The 17,670-nt window shown below is 65.5% G+C and carries 21 protein-coding genes; 10 read left to right on the top strand and 11 right to left on the bottom strand.

Annotated elements, in window-relative coordinates:
* The first annotated feature begins 394 nt into the window (after positions 1–394).
* From A3Q7_RS0111890 to A3Q7_RS0111900, 3 genes are all read left to right on the top strand, one after another.
* Positions 395–1,333, top strand: a complete 939-nt coding sequence (locus A3Q7_RS0111890) for a carbohydrate kinase family protein (RefSeq protein ID WP_018412110.1) — start codon at positions 395–397, stop codon at positions 1,331–1,333.
* A gap of 105 nt (positions 1,334–1,438) precedes the next feature.
* On the top strand, positions 1,439–1,879 hold the full coding sequence (locus tag A3Q7_RS0111895) for an outer membrane lipoprotein (protein ID WP_026224747.1): 441 nt from the start codon (positions 1,439–1,441) through the stop codon (positions 1,877–1,879).
* On the top strand, positions 1,879–2,253 hold the full coding sequence (locus tag A3Q7_RS0111900) for a YchJ family protein (protein WP_018412112.1): 375 nt from the start codon (positions 1,879–1,881) through the stop codon (positions 2,251–2,253). The genes A3Q7_RS0111895 and A3Q7_RS0111900 overlap by 1 nt, the downstream gene beginning before the upstream one ends.
* A 51-nt stretch (positions 2,254–2,304) precedes the next feature.
* On the opposite strand, the gene A3Q7_RS0111905 is transcribed toward A3Q7_RS0111900, so the two are convergent.
* Both A3Q7_RS0111905 and A3Q7_RS0111910 read right to left on the bottom strand, forming a co-directional pair.
* Positions 2,305–2,508, bottom strand: a complete 204-nt coding sequence (locus tag A3Q7_RS0111905) for a hypothetical protein (RefSeq protein ID WP_018412113.1) — start codon at positions 2,506–2,508, stop codon at positions 2,305–2,307.
* Between the two features lie 120 nt (positions 2,509–2,628).
* Positions 2,629–3,354, bottom strand: a complete 726-nt coding sequence (locus tag A3Q7_RS0111910) for a glutathione binding-like protein (RefSeq protein ID WP_026224748.1) — start codon at positions 3,352–3,354, stop codon at positions 2,629–2,631.
* Between the two features lie 122 nt (positions 3,355–3,476).
* On the opposite strand from A3Q7_RS0111910, the gene A3Q7_RS0111915 reads away from it, so the two are divergent.
* Genes A3Q7_RS0111915 through ruvB form a run of 3 tightly spaced genes read left to right on the top strand, consistent with a single transcriptional unit; the run spans position 3,477 to position 5,903 of the window.
* On the top strand, positions 3,477–4,115 hold the full coding sequence (locus tag A3Q7_RS0111915) for an MBL fold metallo-hydrolase (protein WP_018412115.1): 639 nt from the start codon (positions 3,477–3,479) through the stop codon (positions 4,113–4,115).
* Positions 4,115–4,804: a pseudouridine synthase gene (locus tag A3Q7_RS0111920; RefSeq protein WP_018412116.1), complete on the top strand. Its 690-nt coding sequence runs from the start codon at positions 4,115–4,117 to the stop codon at positions 4,802–4,804. Before A3Q7_RS0111915 ends, A3Q7_RS0111920 begins: the two co-directional genes overlap by 1 nt.
* 31 nt (positions 4,805–4,835) lie before the next feature.
* Positions 4,836–5,903, top strand: a complete 1,068-nt coding sequence (gene ruvB, locus A3Q7_RS0111925; RefSeq protein WP_018412117.1) for a Holliday junction branch migration DNA helicase RuvB — start codon at positions 4,836–4,838, stop codon at positions 5,901–5,903.
* Positions 5,904–5,913: 10 nt separating this feature from the next.
* Here ruvB and A3Q7_RS0111930 read toward each other — a convergent pair whose 3' ends face one another.
* The 7 genes from A3Q7_RS0111930 to cydP form a co-directional block, all read right to left on the bottom strand.
* Positions 5,914–6,462 carry a rhodanese-like domain-containing protein gene (locus tag A3Q7_RS0111930; RefSeq protein WP_018412118.1) on the bottom strand — a complete coding sequence of 183 codons (549 nt, stop codon included), beginning with the start codon at positions 6,460–6,462 and terminating at the stop codon, positions 5,914–5,916.
* A 100-nt stretch (positions 6,463–6,562) separates the two neighbouring features.
* Positions 6,563–6,943, bottom strand: a complete 381-nt coding sequence (locus tag A3Q7_RS0111935) for a rhodanese-like domain-containing protein (RefSeq protein ID WP_018412119.1) — start codon at positions 6,941–6,943, stop codon at positions 6,563–6,565.
* A gap of 100 nt (positions 6,944–7,043) precedes the next feature.
* Positions 7,044–7,340, bottom strand: coding sequence for a cyd operon YbgE family protein (locus A3Q7_RS0111940; protein WP_018412120.1), 297 nt, complete (start codon positions 7,338–7,340; stop codon positions 7,044–7,046).
* Entirely contained in the window at positions 7,315–7,476 is a 162-nt protein-coding gene (gene cydX / locus A3Q7_RS21365) for a cytochrome bd-I oxidase subunit CydX (protein WP_040570944.1), read from the bottom strand. The genes A3Q7_RS0111940 and cydX overlap by 26 nt, the downstream gene beginning before the upstream one ends.
* A 25-nt stretch (positions 7,477–7,501) precedes the next feature.
* On the bottom strand, positions 7,502–8,647 hold the full coding sequence (cydB, locus tag A3Q7_RS0111950; protein ID WP_018412122.1) for a cytochrome d ubiquinol oxidase subunit II: 1,146 nt from the start codon (positions 8,645–8,647) through the stop codon (positions 7,502–7,504).
* Between the two features lie 6 nt (positions 8,648–8,653).
* On the bottom strand, positions 8,654–10,225 hold the full coding sequence (locus A3Q7_RS0111955) for a cytochrome ubiquinol oxidase subunit I (protein WP_018412123.1): 1,572 nt from the start codon (positions 10,223–10,225) through the stop codon (positions 8,654–8,656).
* Positions 10,215–10,418, bottom strand: a complete 204-nt coding sequence (cydP, locus tag A3Q7_RS0111960) for a cytochrome oxidase putative small subunit CydP (RefSeq protein WP_026224750.1) — start codon at positions 10,416–10,418, stop codon at positions 10,215–10,217. Before cydP ends, A3Q7_RS0111955 begins: the two co-directional genes overlap by 11 nt.
* Positions 10,419–10,592: 174 nt before the next feature.
* On the opposite strand from cydP, the gene A3Q7_RS0111965 reads away from it, so the two are divergent.
* From A3Q7_RS0111965 to petA, 4 genes are all read left to right on the top strand, one after another.
* Positions 10,593–11,942, top strand: coding sequence for a sigma-54 interaction domain-containing protein (locus A3Q7_RS0111965; protein WP_018412125.1), 1,350 nt, complete (start codon positions 10,593–10,595; stop codon positions 11,940–11,942).
* A gap of 48 nt (positions 11,943–11,990) precedes the next feature.
* On the top strand, positions 11,991–12,956 hold the full coding sequence (locus A3Q7_RS0111970; RefSeq protein ID WP_018412126.1) for a DctP family TRAP transporter solute-binding subunit: 966 nt from the start codon (positions 11,991–11,993) through the stop codon (positions 12,954–12,956).
* A gap of 46 nt (positions 12,957–13,002) precedes the next feature.
* Complete coding sequence (locus A3Q7_RS20305; RefSeq protein ID WP_157278179.1) at positions 13,003–15,288, top strand: hybrid sensor histidine kinase/response regulator; 2,286 nt, start codon at positions 13,003–13,005, stop codon at positions 15,286–15,288.
* 468 nt (positions 15,289–15,756) lie between these two features.
* Entirely contained in the window at positions 15,757–16,347 is a 591-nt protein-coding gene (petA, locus tag A3Q7_RS0111985) for a ubiquinol-cytochrome c reductase iron-sulfur subunit (protein WP_018412129.1), read from the top strand.
* A gap of 81 nt (positions 16,348–16,428) precedes the next feature.
* On the opposite strand, the gene A3Q7_RS0111990 is transcribed toward petA, so the two are convergent.
* Both A3Q7_RS0111990 and A3Q7_RS0111995 read right to left on the bottom strand, forming a co-directional pair.
* Positions 16,429–16,791, bottom strand: coding sequence for a hypothetical protein (locus A3Q7_RS0111990; protein WP_018412130.1), 363 nt, complete (start codon positions 16,789–16,791; stop codon positions 16,429–16,431).
* Complete coding sequence (locus A3Q7_RS0111995) at positions 16,788–17,585, bottom strand: HNH endonuclease (protein ID WP_018412131.1); 798 nt, start codon at positions 17,583–17,585, stop codon at positions 16,788–16,790. Before A3Q7_RS0111995 ends, A3Q7_RS0111990 begins: the two co-directional genes overlap by 4 nt.
* Between the last annotated feature and the right edge of the window lie 85 nt (positions 17,586–17,670).

Consider the following 17,670-nt stretch of genomic DNA (forward strand, 5'->3'; position numbering starts at 1 on the left):
CTTGCCCGCGATTCAATCGGGAACGAAGGCAGCGGTCCGCATCGGCCGCATCGCGGCCAGAGGCCGCCCCCACAGGAACTCGCGACAAACACGAGCGGAGCCCGGGTCTGGTGGGAGCGGGCTTGCCCGCGATGCGGCTTCGAACGAAGCCCGCGGCGTGCCCAGGCCGCATCGCGGCCAGAGGCCGCTCCCACAAAAGCTCGCCCAAACCACCATAGGACCCCGGTTTCGTGGGAGCGGGCTTGCCCGCGATGCGGCTTCGAACGAAGCCTGCGGCCCGCATCCGCCGCATCGCGGCCAGAGGCCGCTCCCTCAGGGGCTCGCCTTGACCACGAACGGCGCGAGGTCTTCTCTGGCGCCGTATACTCGCGGTTTTAGACTGCGCGCACCTCACATGTCCGTCCTCATCTGCGGCTCCATTGCCTACGACAACATCATGGTGTTTCCGGATCGCTTCCGGAATCACATCCTGCCCGACCAGATCCACATCCTGAACGTGTCCTTCCTGGTGCCGGCCATGCGCCGCGAGTACGGAGGGTGCGCGGGCAACATCGCCTATTCGTTGAAGCTGCTCGGCGGCGAGCCGGTCATCATGGCAACCGTGGGCCAGGACGCCGGGCCTTACCTCGAGCGGCTGGCGCGCTTCGACATCACCGACGTGCACGTGCGCCGCATCGCCGACGCCTTCACCGCGCAGTGCTTCATCACCACCGATCTCGACGACAACCAGATCACCGCCTTCCATCCGGGTGCGATGAGCTTCTCGCACGAAAACCGGGTAAGCGACGCCGAGGGCATCAAGCTGGGCATCGTGGCGCCGGATGGACGCGACGGCATGCTGGAACATGCGCAGCAGTTCGCCGATGCCGGCATTCCATTCATCTTCGACCCGGGCCAGGGCATGCCCATGTTCGATGGCAAGGACCTGCTGCACTTCCTCGAACTCGCGACCTGGTGCACCGTCAATGACTATGAAGCCAAGCTGCTGTGCGACCGCACCGGCTTGACCGAGGCACAGGTGGCGGAGCGGGTCGAAGCGTTCATCGTGACGCGCGGCGCGGAGGGATCGCGGGTCTATCACGACGGTACGGTGAGCGAGGTGGCCTGCGTACCGGCCGCTGCCGTGCTCGACCCCACCGGATGCGGCGATGCCTATCGCGCCGGTCTGCTGTACGGCCTGTCGCGTGGTGTCGACATTGTCGCGTCGGCGCGCCTCGCGTCGGTGATGGGGTCGATCAAGATCGCCAGCCGCGGTCCGCAGAACCATGCGCCGACGCGCGAGGAGATCGCACGTCGTCATCGCGAGGCCTTCGGCGTCGAACTGGCGTTCTGAGGCGGATACAAAAGCTCACGATTGCGCCGTGGCGGCGTGCGCTGCCGCGCGTCTAATGCCTGCCAGGTCGGCGTACTGCCGGCCCATATGATGACGGAGACGATGATGAGAACCTTGGCGCTTTCCGCGCTCCTGCTCGCTGGCGTGATGACCGCCGGCTGCCAGTCCAGCCTGTCCGGCGACACCTACTCGCGGGACCAGGCGCGCCGTGAAATGTCGGTGCGCTTCGGCGTGATCGAATCGGTGCGCGTGGTGCAGATCGAAGGCACGAAATCGCATATCGGCACAGCGTCCGGCGCCGCGATCGGCGGTCTGGCCGGTGGGCGCGGATCGACCGCCGGCGCCATCGCCGGCGCGGTGGTCGGTGGTGTCGCCGGCGCCCTGATCGAGGAAGGCGCAACGCGCCGCACCGGCCAGGAACTGACCATACGGCTGGACAACGGCAATATCGTTGCCGTGGTGCAGGAAGGCGAAGAGAAGTTCCAGCAGGGTGAGCGCGTCAAGCTGGTCGGGGCCAGCGGCAACACCCGGGTCAGCCGCTACTGATGACGGACTGCGTGTGCGGCAGTGGTCGCGCCGGGACCGACTGCTGCGCCCGTTATCACGCGGGTGAGGTGGCACCCACGCCGGAAGCGCTCATGCGCTCACGCTACAGTGCCTATGTGCATGATCGGAGGGATTACCTGCTCGCCACCTGGCACCCGGACACCCGGCCTGTCGAGCTGCCGCCACCTGAACCGGGGCTGCGCTGGCTGGGTCTGGAAGTACGGCGCAGCAGCCTGCAGGACGCAGACCACGGCACGGTGGAATTCGTCGCCCGCAGCAAGCTGGGCGGACGCGCGCACCGCATGCACGAAACAAGCCGCTTCGTGCGCGAACACGGACGCTGGTACTACCTGGACGGGGATTTCGGGCGCTGACACGGCACCGCCGACCGTGCATGACGCGATCCCTGCCCTTCCGGCGAACGCTCAGTAATCGTCGTCGTTGGCGACTTCGTCCTCGTCCCCTTCGTAATCGTCGTCGCCTTCCTCAGCAACGCGCGCTTCCAGGAAGGACTTGAAGTCATCGGGGTCGCAGAATTCGTCGATGAAATCAGCCAGTACGCTGACCACCATGTCCGGATCCCAGTCGCATTGGTCGGCCGCGTCGTGAATCAGCTTTTCGGTGCTCATTAAGTTTTCTCCCGAACAAACGAAGCACACCGCGGCGCACCGATGTCATCGCACCGCCGCGGAAAGGTCTCGTCACGAAAAGACTAGCACAGCCGACCGGGCGGGGGCGCCCGCCCTCCTTCACGCGCGCGACGGAGCAGAACCTGCGCGTGTCACCGTGTCGGCGTTCTGTCCGAACAGCAGCTTGCGCGAATTCTCGTCGATCACCGGTTTGTCGCTGACTTGCGCACCGCGCTCGTACGCGCGCACGGTGGCCGAGCGCGCGCGTATCGCGTCATGCCAGCGCTTCAGGTTCGGGAAATCGTCCAGATCCATCTGCTGCCGCTTGTGCGGTACCACCCAGGGATAGGCCGCCATGTCGGCGATGCTGTAATCGTCGCCGGCGATGAAGGCCCGGTCGGCCAGATGCTTGTTCAGCACGCCGTACAGCCGCGACGTCTCGTCGACATAGCGCTTGATCGCGTAAGGGATGGGTTCGGGCGCGTACTGCACGAAGTGATGGTTCTGTCCGGCCATCGGGCCGAGGCCGCCGACCTGCCAGAACAGCCACTCCATGACCTGCACCCGCCGTCGCGGGTCGGCGGGCAGGAACTTGCCGGTCTTTTCGGCCAGGTACATCAGGATGGCACCGGATTCGAACACCGACAGCGGCGCGCCGCTGTCTGCCGGCGCGTGGTCGACGATGGCCGGCATGCGGTTGTTCGGAGAAATCGCGAGGAATTCCGGCCGGAACTGCTCGCCCGCGCCGATATTGACCGGCACGATGCGGTGTTCGATGTTCGCTTCTTCAAGGAACATCAGTACTTTGTACCCGTTGGGGGTAGGCCAGAAGTGAAGATCGATCACGATGCGGTCTCTGGGTAATCTGCCGGACTGAGACCCTACCTCGAGCGGGCCGGTTCTGCCAGTGCGCAGTGCAAGCGGATGTGGCACGTACAATGACGACTTTGAAATTGTCCGCGTCGCCCATGCTCCAGCACGCCATCATTCCGGTCACGCCTTTCGCCCAGAACTGCACGCTGCTCTGGTGCGACGAAACGATGAAAGGGGCCGTCGTCGACCCGGGCGGCGAGCTCGACCGCGTGCTCGCGGAAGCGCAGCGTCACGGCCTCACGCTGGAAAAAGTCCTGATCACGCACGGTCATCTCGATCATGCCGGCGCGACGCAGGACCTGGCGGAACGACTGAATCTCCCGATCGAGGGCCCGCACCCGGATGACAGGTTCTGGATAGACGGCTTCCCGCTGCAGGCGCAGATGTTCGGCTTCCCGCCCTGTCGCCCCTTCGTGCCCACGCGCTGGCTGGCCGACGGCGATACGGTCACGGTGGGCAATGTGACGCTGGACGTGGTGCATTGCCCGGGCCACACGCCGGGCCATGTCGTGTTCGTGGACCGCGCCGGCCGCCTTGCCCAGGTCGGCGACGTGCTGTTCGCCGGTTCCATCGGCCGCACCGATTTCCCGCGCGGCAACCACGCAGACCTGATCCGCTCGATCCGCGAAAAGCTGTTCCCGCTCGGTGACGACATCCGCTTCATTCCCGGTCACGGGCCGATGTCCACCTTCGGCGAAGAACGCAAGTACAACCCCTATTGCGGAGAACGCTGATGCAGCTCGAACGCATGCTGCAGAGCCAGGGCTTCGGTACGCGCCGCGAATGCCGCGCGCTGGTGCGCATGGAACGCGTCGCCGTGCGCGGCGAAACGATGGACGATCCGTTCGCCGACATCGACACCGTCGATCTCGACTTCAGCGTGGATGACGTGCCCTGGCGCTACCAGGAGAAGGCCTATGTGCTGCTGCACAAGCCGGCGGGCTACGAATGCTCGCAGAAACCCAAGCACCACCCGGCGGTATTCGCGCTGCTTCCGCCGCAGCTCGTCACGCGCGGCCTGCAGTGCGTCGGCCGGCTGGACGAGGACACCACCGGCCTGCTGCTGCTGACCGACGACGGCCAGTTCATCCACCGGCTCACCTCGCCCAAGCACGGCGTGCTCAAGCGCTACGTGGCGACCACCAAGCACCCGGTCGACGACGCCCAGCTCGCCGCGCTGCGCGGCGGCGTCGAACTGAACGACGCGCCCGGCGTGTCGGTGGCCGCACACGCGGTCGAGCAGATCGATGCGAACCACCTGTCGATCACGATAGGCGAAGGTCGCTACCACCAGGTCAAGCGCATGATCGCCGCCGCCGGCAACCGCTGCGAGGCACTGCATCGCGCTGCCGTGGGACGGCTCGAACTGCCGGACGATCTGGCGCCCGGGCAGTGGCGCTGGATCGACCCGAACGACATCTAGAGCAGCACACCAGCGAGGCAGCCCGAGACTTATGGCCATCCAGACCGATTCCCTGCCCAGCGGCCCGCGCATCGTGTCGGCCGCGCCCGCTGGCGCGCAGGAAGACGCGCTCGAACGCGCGCTGCGGCCAAAGCGGCTGGACGAATACATCGGCCAGCAGAAGATACGCGACCAGCTCGACATTTTCGTCGCGGCCGCGCGCGGCCGCAGCGAGCCGCTGGACCACGTACTGCTGTTCGGCCCGCCCGGCCTGGGCAAGACCACGCTGGCCCACATCGTCGCCGCCGAAATGGGCGTCAATCTGCGCCAGACCTCGGGCCCGGTGCTGGAGCGCGCAGGCGATCTGGCGGCCATCCTGAGCAACCTTGAACCCAAGGACGTGCTGTTCATCGACGAAATCCACCGCCTGAGCCCGGTGGTGGAGGAAATCCTCTACCCGGCGCTGGAGGATTTCCAGATCGACATCATGATCGGCGAAGGCCCGGCCGCGCGCTCGATCAAGCTGGATCTGCCGCCCTTCACGCTGGTCGGTGCCACCACGCGCGCCGGCATGCTCACCAACCCGCTGCGCGACCGCTTCGGCATCGTCGCCCGACTCGAGTTCTATTCGGCCGACGAACTGGCGCTCATCGTGCGCCGCTCGGCGCGCCTGCTCGAATGCGCGATCGACGACGCGGGCAGCCTGGAAATCGCCCGCCGCTCGCGCGGCACGCCGCGCATCGCCAACCGGCTGCTGCGCCGCTGCCGCGACTACGCGCAGGTCAAGGCGAACGGCGAGATCACGCGCGAAGTGGCCGACGCGGCACTGCGCATGCTGGACGTAGACAGCGTCGGCCTCGACCTGATGGACCGCAAGCTGCTCGAAGCGGTGATCGACAAGTTCGACGGCGGACCGGTCGGCGTGGACAACCTTGCCGCCGCCATCGGCGAATCGCGCGACACCATCGAGGACGTGCTCGAACCCTATCTGATCCAGCAAGGCTATCTGCAGCGCACGCCGCGTGGCCGCATCGCCACCGCGGCCATCTATCGACACTTCGGCTTCGCCGCCCCGGGTCCGGCCGTCGCCTCGCTGTGGGACGACAAGGACGCAGGCTGAAGCCGCAGCCTCAGGGGCGGTCCACGCGGTACATCTTGTCCGGATTCATCTTCATGCTCCACGGCAGACCGGAGTTCTGCCAGCCGTTCTGCAGACGGAAGCCCTTGTGCGGACCGTCCTTGATCTGCGCGCCCTGGAAGCCGTGTTCGACGAAGCGCGCATTCGGGAAGCCGTTGGCACGCAGGAAGGCCGCACTCGGCTCGCCGCGCTCGCTGCCCGAGCGGCACAGTGTGATCACCTCGGCGTCCATGCCCAGACCGCGCTTCTCCAGCTCCGCCTTCACCTGCGCCGCGAAATCGGGGTTCTGGGTGGTCTTGAACACGCCCTTTTCGGCATTCCATTTCGTGCGGTCCACCAGCAGATAGGGAATGTTCACATGCACGGCGTCGCTGAAGCCGACGAACATGATTTCCACCGGGTCACGCACATCGATCAGCAATACCTTGCTGTCGGCCTTCTGCACCGCGGCGTAGGCCTCCGCGGGCGATATCGCGACATCGACCGCCGCGGCGCTCAGGCTGGCCAGCGACAGCGCGACCGACAGGAACAGTTGTTTCATCCGGTTCTCCTTGCATTCGATGAGCGGGGCACATGGTGGGGTGTGGAAGTGCCGATGCCAGTGACCTCGATCACCGACAGTGAGGGCGGCCGCTGCGTCATCATTCGAAGTCCGGTTGCGCCGGCCTGACCACCGGCTTGCCCGCTTCGCTCCAGGCCTCGATGCCGCCGGCAATCGACTTCACGTTCAGGTAACCCATGTCGTGCAGCGCGCATGCGGCAAGCGCTGCGCGGCCGCCGGTCTTGCAGTACAGCACCAGCGTGCGGTCGCGGCCTTCCAGACCCGGCATGGCGGAAATGCGGAACTCCAGTACCCCACGCGGAATGTTCAGCGCCCCCGCAAGATGACCCGTCGTGTACTCGTCCCCCTCCCTGACATCTATCAATGCGTCGGCATCGCGTATGGCGAGTTCGGCCTCGTCCAGAGAGATTTCCTCCACCCTCGCTCTGGCCATCACCACCAGATCATGCGCAGTTTTCATCGATTCACTCCTTTCGATGCTTGAATGCCCGAACAATGCAGGTCTCGTCCCCGGATGATCGGCACCGGCAGCAGGCGCACCAAGACCCCGGCCGGCACGCTCAGTGCAGAGTCCATATGCGAAGCAGCGCCAGCGCGATGCCGATGAAACAGGCCGGACCCGACAAGCCCACTCGCCACAGAATGAAATGCGGACGGAAGCCGACGCCGGCCACGAAGCCGGCGCTCATGGCCCAGAACAGCGCCATCGCCGCCCAGTGATCGGCGTCGCCGGACGGCCCCGACAGCGCGTGCGGCCAGGCGGTGATGCCGAGCATGATGGCGAGGGCAGCGAGCAGCGGCGGCCATCCCAGGCCACCGGCCGGCGCCGGATCAGGCCGTGCGCGTGTCGCCGTCATGGCCGTTCTCCGCGCGTCCGCGTATCGATGCGACGCGTGCTGCCTCGCGCTCGTCCTCGTGCTCGCCCCACAGCGTGTTCAGGATGGCGAGCAGCACCGCGAAGCCGATGCCCAGCACCCAGGCGAAATACCACATGCTCATCTCCCCGTATTGACGTGATTCAGTAGGCCGAATGTTCGTTCTCGCGTATCCATGCCGTGGTCACCTTGCCGGCCATCACCCTGTAGGCCCAGCTCGTGTAGAGAACGATGACAGGCATGAAGATGAGCGTGGCCCAGAACATGATTCCGAGCGTGCGCTGGCTGGACACCGCATCCCACACGGTGAGGCTGGCGCCCGGCACGGTGGAGGACGGCATGACGAAGGGAAACATCGCCACGCCGGCGGTGCCGATGATTCCGGTCATCGCCAGTGACGACGCGACGAAGGCCGACAGCGTGCGACCGCGTGCGATCAGCAGCAGCGCCGCCACCATGCCGGCATAGGCAAGCGCAGGTACGGCCATGGTCAGCGGTGTGCTGCGATAGTTGGCAAACCAGGCGCCGGACTGCTGCACAACCTGCTTGGCCAGCGGATTCGGCAACGCGCCGGCGTCGACGCTGGACGTGATGGCGTAGCCGAAGTCGCCCAGCGCCAGCCAGGACCCTGCGGCGCTGAACGCAGCCAGCGTGATCAGCCCGGCGATCAGCGCGGCGCCGCGTGCGCGCCGCTGTATGTCGCCCTCGGTACGGTGCGCGAGGTAGATGGCGCCGTGCGCGGTGATCATGGCCGAGCCGACCACGCCTGCCAGCAGCGCGAACGGGTTGAGCAACTGCCAGAAACTGCCGGTGTAGTAGGGCACCAGTGTGCTGTCGAAATGGAAAGGCACGCCCTGCAGCAGATTGCCGAAGGCCACGCCGAAGATGAGCGGCGGCACGGCACCGCCGACGAACAGCCCCCAGTCCCACACGCTGCGCCAGGTGGCGTTGTGGATCTTGCTGCGGTAGTCGAAACCGACCGGGCGGAAGAACAGCGCCCAAAGCACGGCCAGCATGGCCCAGTAGAAGCCGCTGAAGGCGGTCGCGTACACCAATGGCCAGGCGGCGAAGATGGCACCGCCGCCGGTGATGAACCACACCTGGTTGCCGTCCCAGTGCGGGCCGACGGTGTTGATGATGACGCGCCGTTCTTCGTCGTTGCGACCGGCGAACGGCAGCAGCGTGCCGACGCCCATGTCGTGGCCGTCCATGATGGCGAAGCCGACCAGCAGCACGCCCACCAGCAGCCACCAGATCACCTTCAGGGTTTCGTAGTCGAACATGGTCATCTCCGATCAGGCGTGCACAGCATGGGCATGGGAAGCTTCGTGCTCGTAGCGGCCGGTACCCAGACTGCCCGGCCCCTGGCGCGCGAACTTCACCATCAGGTACATCTCGACCACGAGCAGCACGGTGTAGAAGCCGACGAAGCCGGCGAGCGAGCCGTACAGGCTGTCGACGCTGAGTGTTGATACCGACAGATGGGTGGGCAGCACGCCGTAGATGGTCCAGGGCTGACGGCCGTACTCGGCGACGAACCAGCCCAGTTCCGACGCGATCCACGGCATGGGCAGGAACCACAGCGCCCAGCGCAGCAGCCAGGGGCGCTGCGCGAAATCGCCCTTCACCGAGTACCAGAGCGCAAGCCCGAACAGCGCCAGCATGGCGAAGCCGAGCGCCACCATGATGCGGAAGGTCCAGAACAGCGGCGTCACGCGCGGCAGCGTGTCGCGCGCGGCGCGGTCCATCAGTTCCGGCGTCACCTCGTCCATGCTGCGCACGTACTTCTTCAGCAGCAGGCCGAAGCCGAGGTCCGCCTTCACCCGGTCGAACGCTTCACGCGCGGCCACGTCCTGCGGATCGGCGCGCAGCGTCTCCAGCAGCTTCACCGCCGCGACGCCGGATTCGACGCGCGTGCGGTTGTGCGCCAGGATGTCCTTCAGGCCGGGCAGTTCCTTGTCCAGCGAGCGGGTACCGATGAGGCCCATCACATAGGGAATGTGCAGCGCCCAGTCGTTCTTCATGTCCGCTTCGTTCGGTACGGCGATCACGTTGAAGCCGGCCGGCGCGGCTTCGGTGTCCCACATCGCTTCCATCGCCGCCAGCTTGGTCTGCTGCGCCTCGCCCACCGTGTAGCCGGATTCGTCGCCGAGCACGATGACCGAACACACCGACGCGAACCCGAAGGCGGCGGCGATGCGGAAGCTGCGCTTGGCGAACTCGACGTCGCGACCGCGCAGCAGATACCAGGACGAGATCGACAGCACGAACATGGCGCCGGTCACGTAGCCGGCCGACACGGTATGCACGAACTTGGCCTGCGCATCCGGGTTGAACACCACGGCCCAGAAATCGGTCAGTTCCATGCGCATGGTTTCGAAGCTGAATTCGGCGCCGACCGGGTTCTGCATCCAGCCATTGGCGATCAGTATCCACAGCGCCGACAGATTGGTGCCGATGGCCATCAGCAGCGTCACCAGCAGATGCTGGCGGCGCGACAGGCGGTCCCAGCCGAAGAAGAACAGGCCGATCATGGTCGATTCGAGGAAGAAGGCCATCAGCCCCTCGATCGCCAGCGGCGCGCCGAAAATGTCTCCGACGTAGTGCGAGTAGTAGGCCCAGTTGGTGCCGAACTGGAATTCCAGCGTGATGCCGGTGGTCACGCCGAGCGCGAAATTGATGCCGAACAGCTTGCCCCAGTAGCGCGTCATGTCCTTGTAGATCACCTTGCCGGTCATCACGTAGGCGCTTTCCATGATGACCAGCAGCCACACCATGCCCAGCGTGAGCGGCACGAACAGGAAGTGGTACATCGCGGTGGCGGCGAACTGCAGGCGGGACAGGTCGACCAGTTGTTCACTGACCATGGCGGTCTCCGGTAGTGGCTGAAGCGGACGGGGACGGAGAAGGCATGGCCGACACCTGCGAGGCGACGCGCGCGGCATCGACGCTCACCCGCTCGTCGCGCACGAAGGCGTTCCACAGCACGGCCAGCACGGTCAGCTTGAGGACGACGACGACGACGATTTCATGCAGCAGTTTCCGGTCTGCCAGGGTCATGGCTTTCTCCATCCGTATGCCCATGACGGATCAAATGCCGTGCCAGCGTGGCACGCCGCGGCCAAACCCTTGTTTTGTCGACGCTGTCAGCCCCGCTGTGTGACCTCGGTACCAGACCGGCGGGCTGTCAGTGCCACAGACTGACAGCCCCGATACGACAGAACTGTCAGCGCCATGTCAGACGATCTCCGCCCCCTGCCCGAACTGGTGTCTTTCATCGAACTGGCGCCCGAGCCACACATCCTGTTCGATCGCGACTATCGCGTGATCGCCGCCAACACGGCCTACCGCACGCAGTTCGCCGGCCACCGCAGCGTGATCGGACGCACCTGCTACGACGTGTCGCACCACTACAGCGTGCCGTGCGATCGCGCCGGAGAATCCTGCCCGCTGGCGCGCAGCCTGGAATCGCAACAGCGCGAGCGCGTGCTGCATCTGCACCAGACGCCGCGCGGCGAGGAATACGTGAACATCGAACTGACGCCGGTGCGCAATGCGGCCGGTGACATCAACTGGTTCATCGAAAAGATGGAGCCGCTCAAGGTGGCGCGCGGCGTGTCGGAACGCAGCGGCCTGACCGGCCGCGCACCGGCCTTCCAGCGCATGCTGGAACTGGTGTCGCGGGTGGCGCCGTCGGAGGCGAGCGTGCTGCTGCAGGGCGAATCCGGCAGCGGCAAGGAACTGGTGGCGCAGGCGGTGCACGACGCCAGCCGGCGCGCCGACAAACCCTTCGTCGTGGTCGACTGTTCCGGCCTGCCGGACACGCTGTTCGAAAGCGAACTGTTCGGCCACGAGAAGGGGGCCTTCACCGGTGCCATCGCGCGCAAGGCCGGGCTGGTCGAAGCGGCCAGCGGCGGCACCCTCTTCCTCGACGAACTGGGCGACATTCCTCTGACCATGCAGGTGAAGCTGCTGCGCCTGCTGGAAACAGGCACCTACCGCCGGGTCGGCTCGACCGAACTGCGGCGCGCCGACATCAGGCTGGTGTCGGCCACCCACCGGCCGCTGAAACAGATGATTGCCGAAGGCCGCTTCCGGCAGGATCTGTACTACCGGCTGAACGCCTTCCCCATCGTCGTGCCGCCGCTGCGCGAGCGGCGCGAGGACCTGCCGCTGCTGGCGGAATCACTGCTCGCCCGCGTCGCCCCCGGCCGCCGGCTCAGCCTGTCGCCGTCGGCGCTGCGCGCGCTGCAGCACTGCGCCTTCCCGGGCAATGTGCGCGAACTGCGCAATGTGCTGGAACGCGCCAGCCTGCTGTGCGACGGCGACGAAATCGGCCCGCAGCATCTGGATGAGGACATCTGCGCCGGGTGCGCCGATCCGTCGCCGCCGGACGCGACAGGCACCGCAAGTGGCGCAGCCGCCCCCACGCTCGATCTGGAAGAGGCCCAGCGGCAGGCCCTGCTGCGCGCCGTGCGCAACCACAGCGGCAGCCGGCAGGACCTCGCACGCAAGCTCGGCATCAGCGAACGCACGCTGTACCGTCGCCTGCGCGCGCTCGGGCTGGATCGGGACCCGCCCTGAAGCAGGCCAGGCGATGAGACAACGCCCACGCAAGCGTAATATCGAGCCATGAGACCCCTCGTTCTGATCATCGGCCTGTGCGCGGCCACGGTCGCATTCGCGCAGGGCGGCACCCGGCTGACGCTGGGACATGGATCGTCGATCGATCATCCGCGCCATCTGGCCGCGCTGCACTTCGCCGAGAGGGTGGCGCACTACAGCGAAGGACGGATCGAGGTCCAGATCTTCCCGGCGGCCAGCATGGGCGACGACGCGGCCATGGTGAGAGGCCTGCAGGATGGCACGCTGGACATATCGGCAAACAGCCAGGGCGCCGTGTCGACGGTGGTGCCCGAATATGCGGCCATCGGCATGCCCTTTCTTTTTCCGAGTCCGGAAGCCGCGTGGAAAGTGCTCGATGGCCACGCGGGCAAGGTGCTCGCCGAGCGGTCTGCAGACCGGGGACTGAAGCTGCTGGGCTACTGGGACAACGGAATCCGTCACCTGACCAACGACGTGCGGCCGGTCCGCATTCCGGAAGATGTACGCGGACTGCGCATCAGAACGCCTCCGGACCCCGCTTCCGCCGACTTGATCAAGGCGCTTGGCGGCCTGCCGCGGCAGATCAGATGGTCGGACGTCTACAGCGCGCTGCAACGAAAAGTGGTGGATGGGCAGGAAAATCCGCTGGTGAACATCCTGACCGGCAAACTCCATCAGGTGCAGAGGTTTCTCAGCCTGACCGGACACAAGTACGAGGTGACCCCCTTCGTCATGGCGCGCGCCCGATGGGACGCGCTGTCCGAAGCGGACAGGAGCGCGATCCTTTACGCCGCCGAAGAGGCCACCACGCTGCAGAGAAGCCTGACTCGGAAAGAGGACAGCGAGGCAATGGCCGAACTGCGGCGCACGGGGATGCAGATCGAAGCGCCCGATGTGGCGGCGTTCGAGATCGCATGCCGGCCGGTGTACGACAAATGGCTCGCCAGCCCGGTCGGAGACTTCCTGCGTGTGCTGATGGCGGCCACTCGATGAAGCCAGCGAAATTGCACGGCCACTCTGTTCAGAGCCCCGGCATACCGTGAAACCCAAGCAAACCATCCTGTTGGGATTTGCAGTCACCCTGTCGATCGTACTGGGGGTGGTGGGTCTGTTTGCCTGGATGCAACGTCAGCTTGAAAAGCAATGGGTCGAGATTTCGACCGTCACCACGAAGCGTCATCAATTGATGCTGGATTGCGCCCAGCGCCTGGGATTCGCAAGCCTTTACCTGTCCAATTTCAAGCACGGCGCAGTTGGCGACGGAGAGCGCTTCAAGCTCGAGATCGGGCTGATCCAGCAATCCATCGGCAAGTATCGATCCACAGGATCGAGCAGCGAGGAGACACGACAGCTCCTCGATCGCATCGACACCTACCTGCAAGCCTACCTCGGCGATCTGGACACGCTGAAGACCGCACTCGCGCGCGGCGCCAGCGCTGACGAACTGTCCTTCCTGATCGATACCGAGAACGACAAGCTGCTCGCGCTGGCGATAAACAGGCTGACCGAGCTGAGCCGGAAGAACACCGAGCTCGCCGCGCTCGAATATGACCGACAGATCGAACGGCAACAGGCGACGTTGATCGTCGCCGCGCTCATGGCCGCATGTGCGGTATGCGGAACGGCCGTCCTGACCGTTCGGACCATTCTTCGGCACGACCGCGATCGCGATCTCGCCAGAACCGAGTTCGAACGATTGCTGGCCGAACTCAGCGCTTCGCGCAACCTGCTTCAGACGATCATCGATACGGCGCCGGTGCGCGTCTTCTGGAAAGACCGAAATCTGCGCTATCTGGGCTGCAACCCCCTGTTTGCCCGGGATGCCGGCATGCAGTCGCCTGCGGAACTGATGGGCAAGGACGACTTCGCAATGGGATGGGCGGCGCAGGCGGATCGCTATCGTGCCGACGACCAGCGGGTGATGGCCTCCGGTCAATCGATATTGAATTACGAAGAGCCGCAGACCACACCCGACGGCCGGACGATATGGTTGCGTACGTCGAAAGTACCCCTGCGGGATGCGGATGGCCAGGTGATCGGCGTGCTCGGCATCTACGATGACATCACCGCCAGCAAGCAGGCCGCACTCGAACTCGAACAGTACCGCAGCCACCTGGAAGAACTGGTGTACTCGCGCACCGCCGAGTTGCGTGTCGCGAAGGAGGCCGCCGAGGCCGCGAACATCGCCAAGAGCGCCTTTCTGGCAAACATGAGCCATGAAATCCGCACGCCGTTGAACGCCATCAACGGCATGGCCTACCTGCTGCGTCGTTCCGGACTCGATCCGCAGCAGATCCAGAGACTGGACCGGATAGAAGAGGCGGGCAGGCATCTGCTGGAAGTCCTCAATGCCGTGCTCGACCTTTCGAAGATCGAGGCCGGCAAGTTCTCGCTGGAAGACACCCTCGTTCCTGTCGCCGAGGTCATCCGGACCTCACTCGACATGGTCCGCGGCAGCGCCCAGAGCAAAGGCCTGCGCCTGTGCGTCGATCTGCCTCCCTTGCCCGACGGATTGAGGGGAGACCGCACCCGCCTGCAACAAGCCCTGCTCAACTACCTGTCCAACGCGGTCAAGTTCACCGAGCAGGGCCGCATCACTGTCGCGGTCAGCCAGGACGAGGACGCGCCGGACAGCACGCTGATCCGGTTCAGCGTCACGGATACCGGCATCGGCATCGCGCCGGAAACCATACCGCGGCTGTTCTCGGCATTCGAACAGGCCGACAGTTCGCTGACACGCAAATATGGCGGGACAGGATTGGGGCTGGCCATCACGCGCAAGATCGCGCAGATCATGGGGGGGGATGCCGGGGTGATCAGTGAGCCCGGAAAGGGCAGCACCTTCTGGCTGACGGTACGACTGCGGAAGGGCATCGAAATGCCTGTCCAGGACGTCGTCGATACCCTCCCCGATGCGGAAGCGGCCTTGAAGAAGGCCTGCGCGGGCACACGCATCCTGATCGTCGAGGATGAGCCGACCAGCAGGGCCATCACCCAGACACTGCTTGACTACGCCGGACTGAGGGTCGATACGGCCGAAGACGGGCATGCAGCGGTCAGACTCGCCGCAGAGAACAGCTATGCCCTGATCCTGATGGACATGCAGATGCCGACCATGGACGGGCTGGAAGCCACACGGCGGATCCGGCGGCTTGAGCGGAACGCGGATACCCCCATTCTGGCCATGACGGCCAACGCGTACGCCGAAGACAAGGAACGCTGTCTCGAAGCGGGCATGAACGATTTCATCACCAAACCGCTGAATCCGCAGGCGCTGTACGAAGTCCTGTTGCACTGGATGACGCGCGGAAAGGCGGTCCGGTAACGAGAAGGTCCGGTCGGCTCCCATGTGCCGCGATGACACGGTCGCGGCAAGCGGCGGTCTGCAGCCTGTATGACCCCTTCCCTCTGTCGCGCGCCAACCGGCGCGGCGGAACGGATACTGCAGGACATCGCGAATGCCGAACTGCTGCCCGTGCTGACAGCCTTGCGCTGACGCATCTGGCAGCGCGGCAGTCGGCGTTCTTCGCGCCGCAGCCGTAAAACCGCGCGCGGCCGCCATTCCGGCAACTGGCACACGGCTTGCGAATCCCGTGCAGCGAAGCCGGTTGAACCTGAAAACACCCGTTGATCGGCGTTGTGGATCAGGTTCGAGGGCGAGCACCGAAGATCGAACATCCTGCTCGATCCTTGCTGTGCGGTGCGCAAGGCGGCATGACCCCGTCGTCCCGCCCGGCCCGGGCGGTCCTCCAGCCGCCGCGGGCGACCGGCTTCGTCTTTTTCGGGAGCCTTCATGAATGCATCCTGCACCGACCGTCGCCGCCTGCTGATCGCCACCAGCGGCGCCGGTGCCCTCGCCGCGGCCGCCACCGCCGTCCCCTTCCTGAGCAGCTTCGCGCCGTCCGAACGCGCCCGCGCCGCCGGCGCGCCGGTCGAAGCCGATGTGAGCAAGCTCGCGCCCGGCAGCATGATGACCGTCGAATGGCGCGGCAAGCCGGTGTGGATACTGCACCGCACGCCCGACATGCTCGGCGCGCTGGCGCGCCACGAAGCGCGCCTCGCCGACGCCGGTTCGGCGGTGCCGCAACAGCCGGGCTACGCCACCAGGCGCAGCCGCGCTGCGCGCGACCCCTTTCTGGTGGTGATCGGCATCTGCACCCACCTCGGCTGCTCGCCCACCGAAAAGCTCGCAAGCGGCGCCGACTCCGGCCTCGGCGAAGACTGGCCCGGCGGCTTCCTGTGCCCCTGCCACGGCTCCCGCTTCGACCTCGCCGGCCGCGTCTTCCGCAACCAGCCGGCGCCCACCAATCTCGAAGTGCCGCCCTACCAATGGTTGTCGGAAACGCGGGTGCTGATCGGGGATGATGGGCGGGGAGAGGTTTGAGGACGGGGCACGTGACGGCGCAAGGGGAACCCTGATGGACTCTGCCTTACCTCAGGCGCGCGAGCCGAGCGCGGACGCCCGCTACGCGCCCCAGTGCGGCGACAGCCTCTGATCCCACCGCTGCACCGAGCCGAAGCGGGCGACGAGTTCCGCGACCGAGCCCCACGGCTCGCCGACGATTTCGTCGGCCTCCGCCGGTCGCAGTTCCGAGAACTCATGCCAGACATGATCATCCTCGTTCGGCATGGGCTTGGCCCCGTCCGCCATTGCATGGGCCGCAGGTACGCCGATCTGTTCGGCGATGAAGAACTCGCCGCGGTCAAGACCCGCTTTGACGATCTTCGCGTCGGCGGGTGTCGCCCGACCTGCGAGCAGCACGCTGCACCAGATCTTGTAGTTGCCGGCATCGCGGTAGAGGTATTCGAAAATGCTGAAGTCGTTCATGCGGAAGTTGCCCAGCGGTTGTCGACGAATACCGCACTGCGGTGTCTTTGCAGAAAGGCCGCGTCGGGAACGAAACGATGCGGCAACTCGATCATCCGGCCGTCGAGCGGCTTGAAAACCGACTCGACGAAGGGCTCCTTGGATCGACGGAGCTGTTCCGACAGAATGACCTTCCAGTCGTCGCTCAACGAAATCAATCCCTGATCGAACGCGCGATCATGAATGGCGGAGAGGCAAAGGCCATTGCTCGGATTGAGCCGGTTCGCCCGGTCGTCCTTCCACGGCACGATGTGGCTGGCCACCAGCAGGCGCGGTTCGGAAAGGCCGGACATGCAACAGCGACCGCGATAGCTGGCCAGGACGGCGCGACGGAAGAAATTCTGCTTGATGCGCTGTTCGGTCAGGACCCGACGCGTGTCACCGGTAAAGTCGTCCGGGATGTCGAATCCGTCGAGCCTCTCCTCCACCGGGTCGGTCGCGGCATCCGCCACGAACTGCGTGCGCAATCGCTGGCACTCGAGCGCAAGCCCGTCCCAATCGGCATGGAAATCCGCCCATATTTCGCGATCGAGCGCCGACGCACCGTCCAGCCCCTTGCGGCCCGAGCTCGTGATCGCCGGATCGAGGCTGGCGAAATTCACGAGCTTCATGGCGACCGCCGACGGCGTTCTTCCGATCAGGCTCGCCAGCCGCATGACCTCGGTGTTTCTCGCGTGCAACTTTCCGAATGGAAGCTGGCAGTACAGATGAAATGCGAGCTTCAGTTGATCCTTGGTCCAACGGCTTTCGCGCATGACGATTTCAGGCAGTACAGCCGAAGCTGCTGCCGGCTCCCGAAGGCTGATGACATCGCGCTGAGTGTAGCCACTCTATTCCCCG

The sequence above is a fragment of the Methyloversatilis thermotolerans genome (assembly GCF_000372885.1).
GTDB lineage: Bacteria > Pseudomonadota > Gammaproteobacteria > Burkholderiales > Rhodocyclaceae > Methyloversatilis > Methyloversatilis thermotolerans.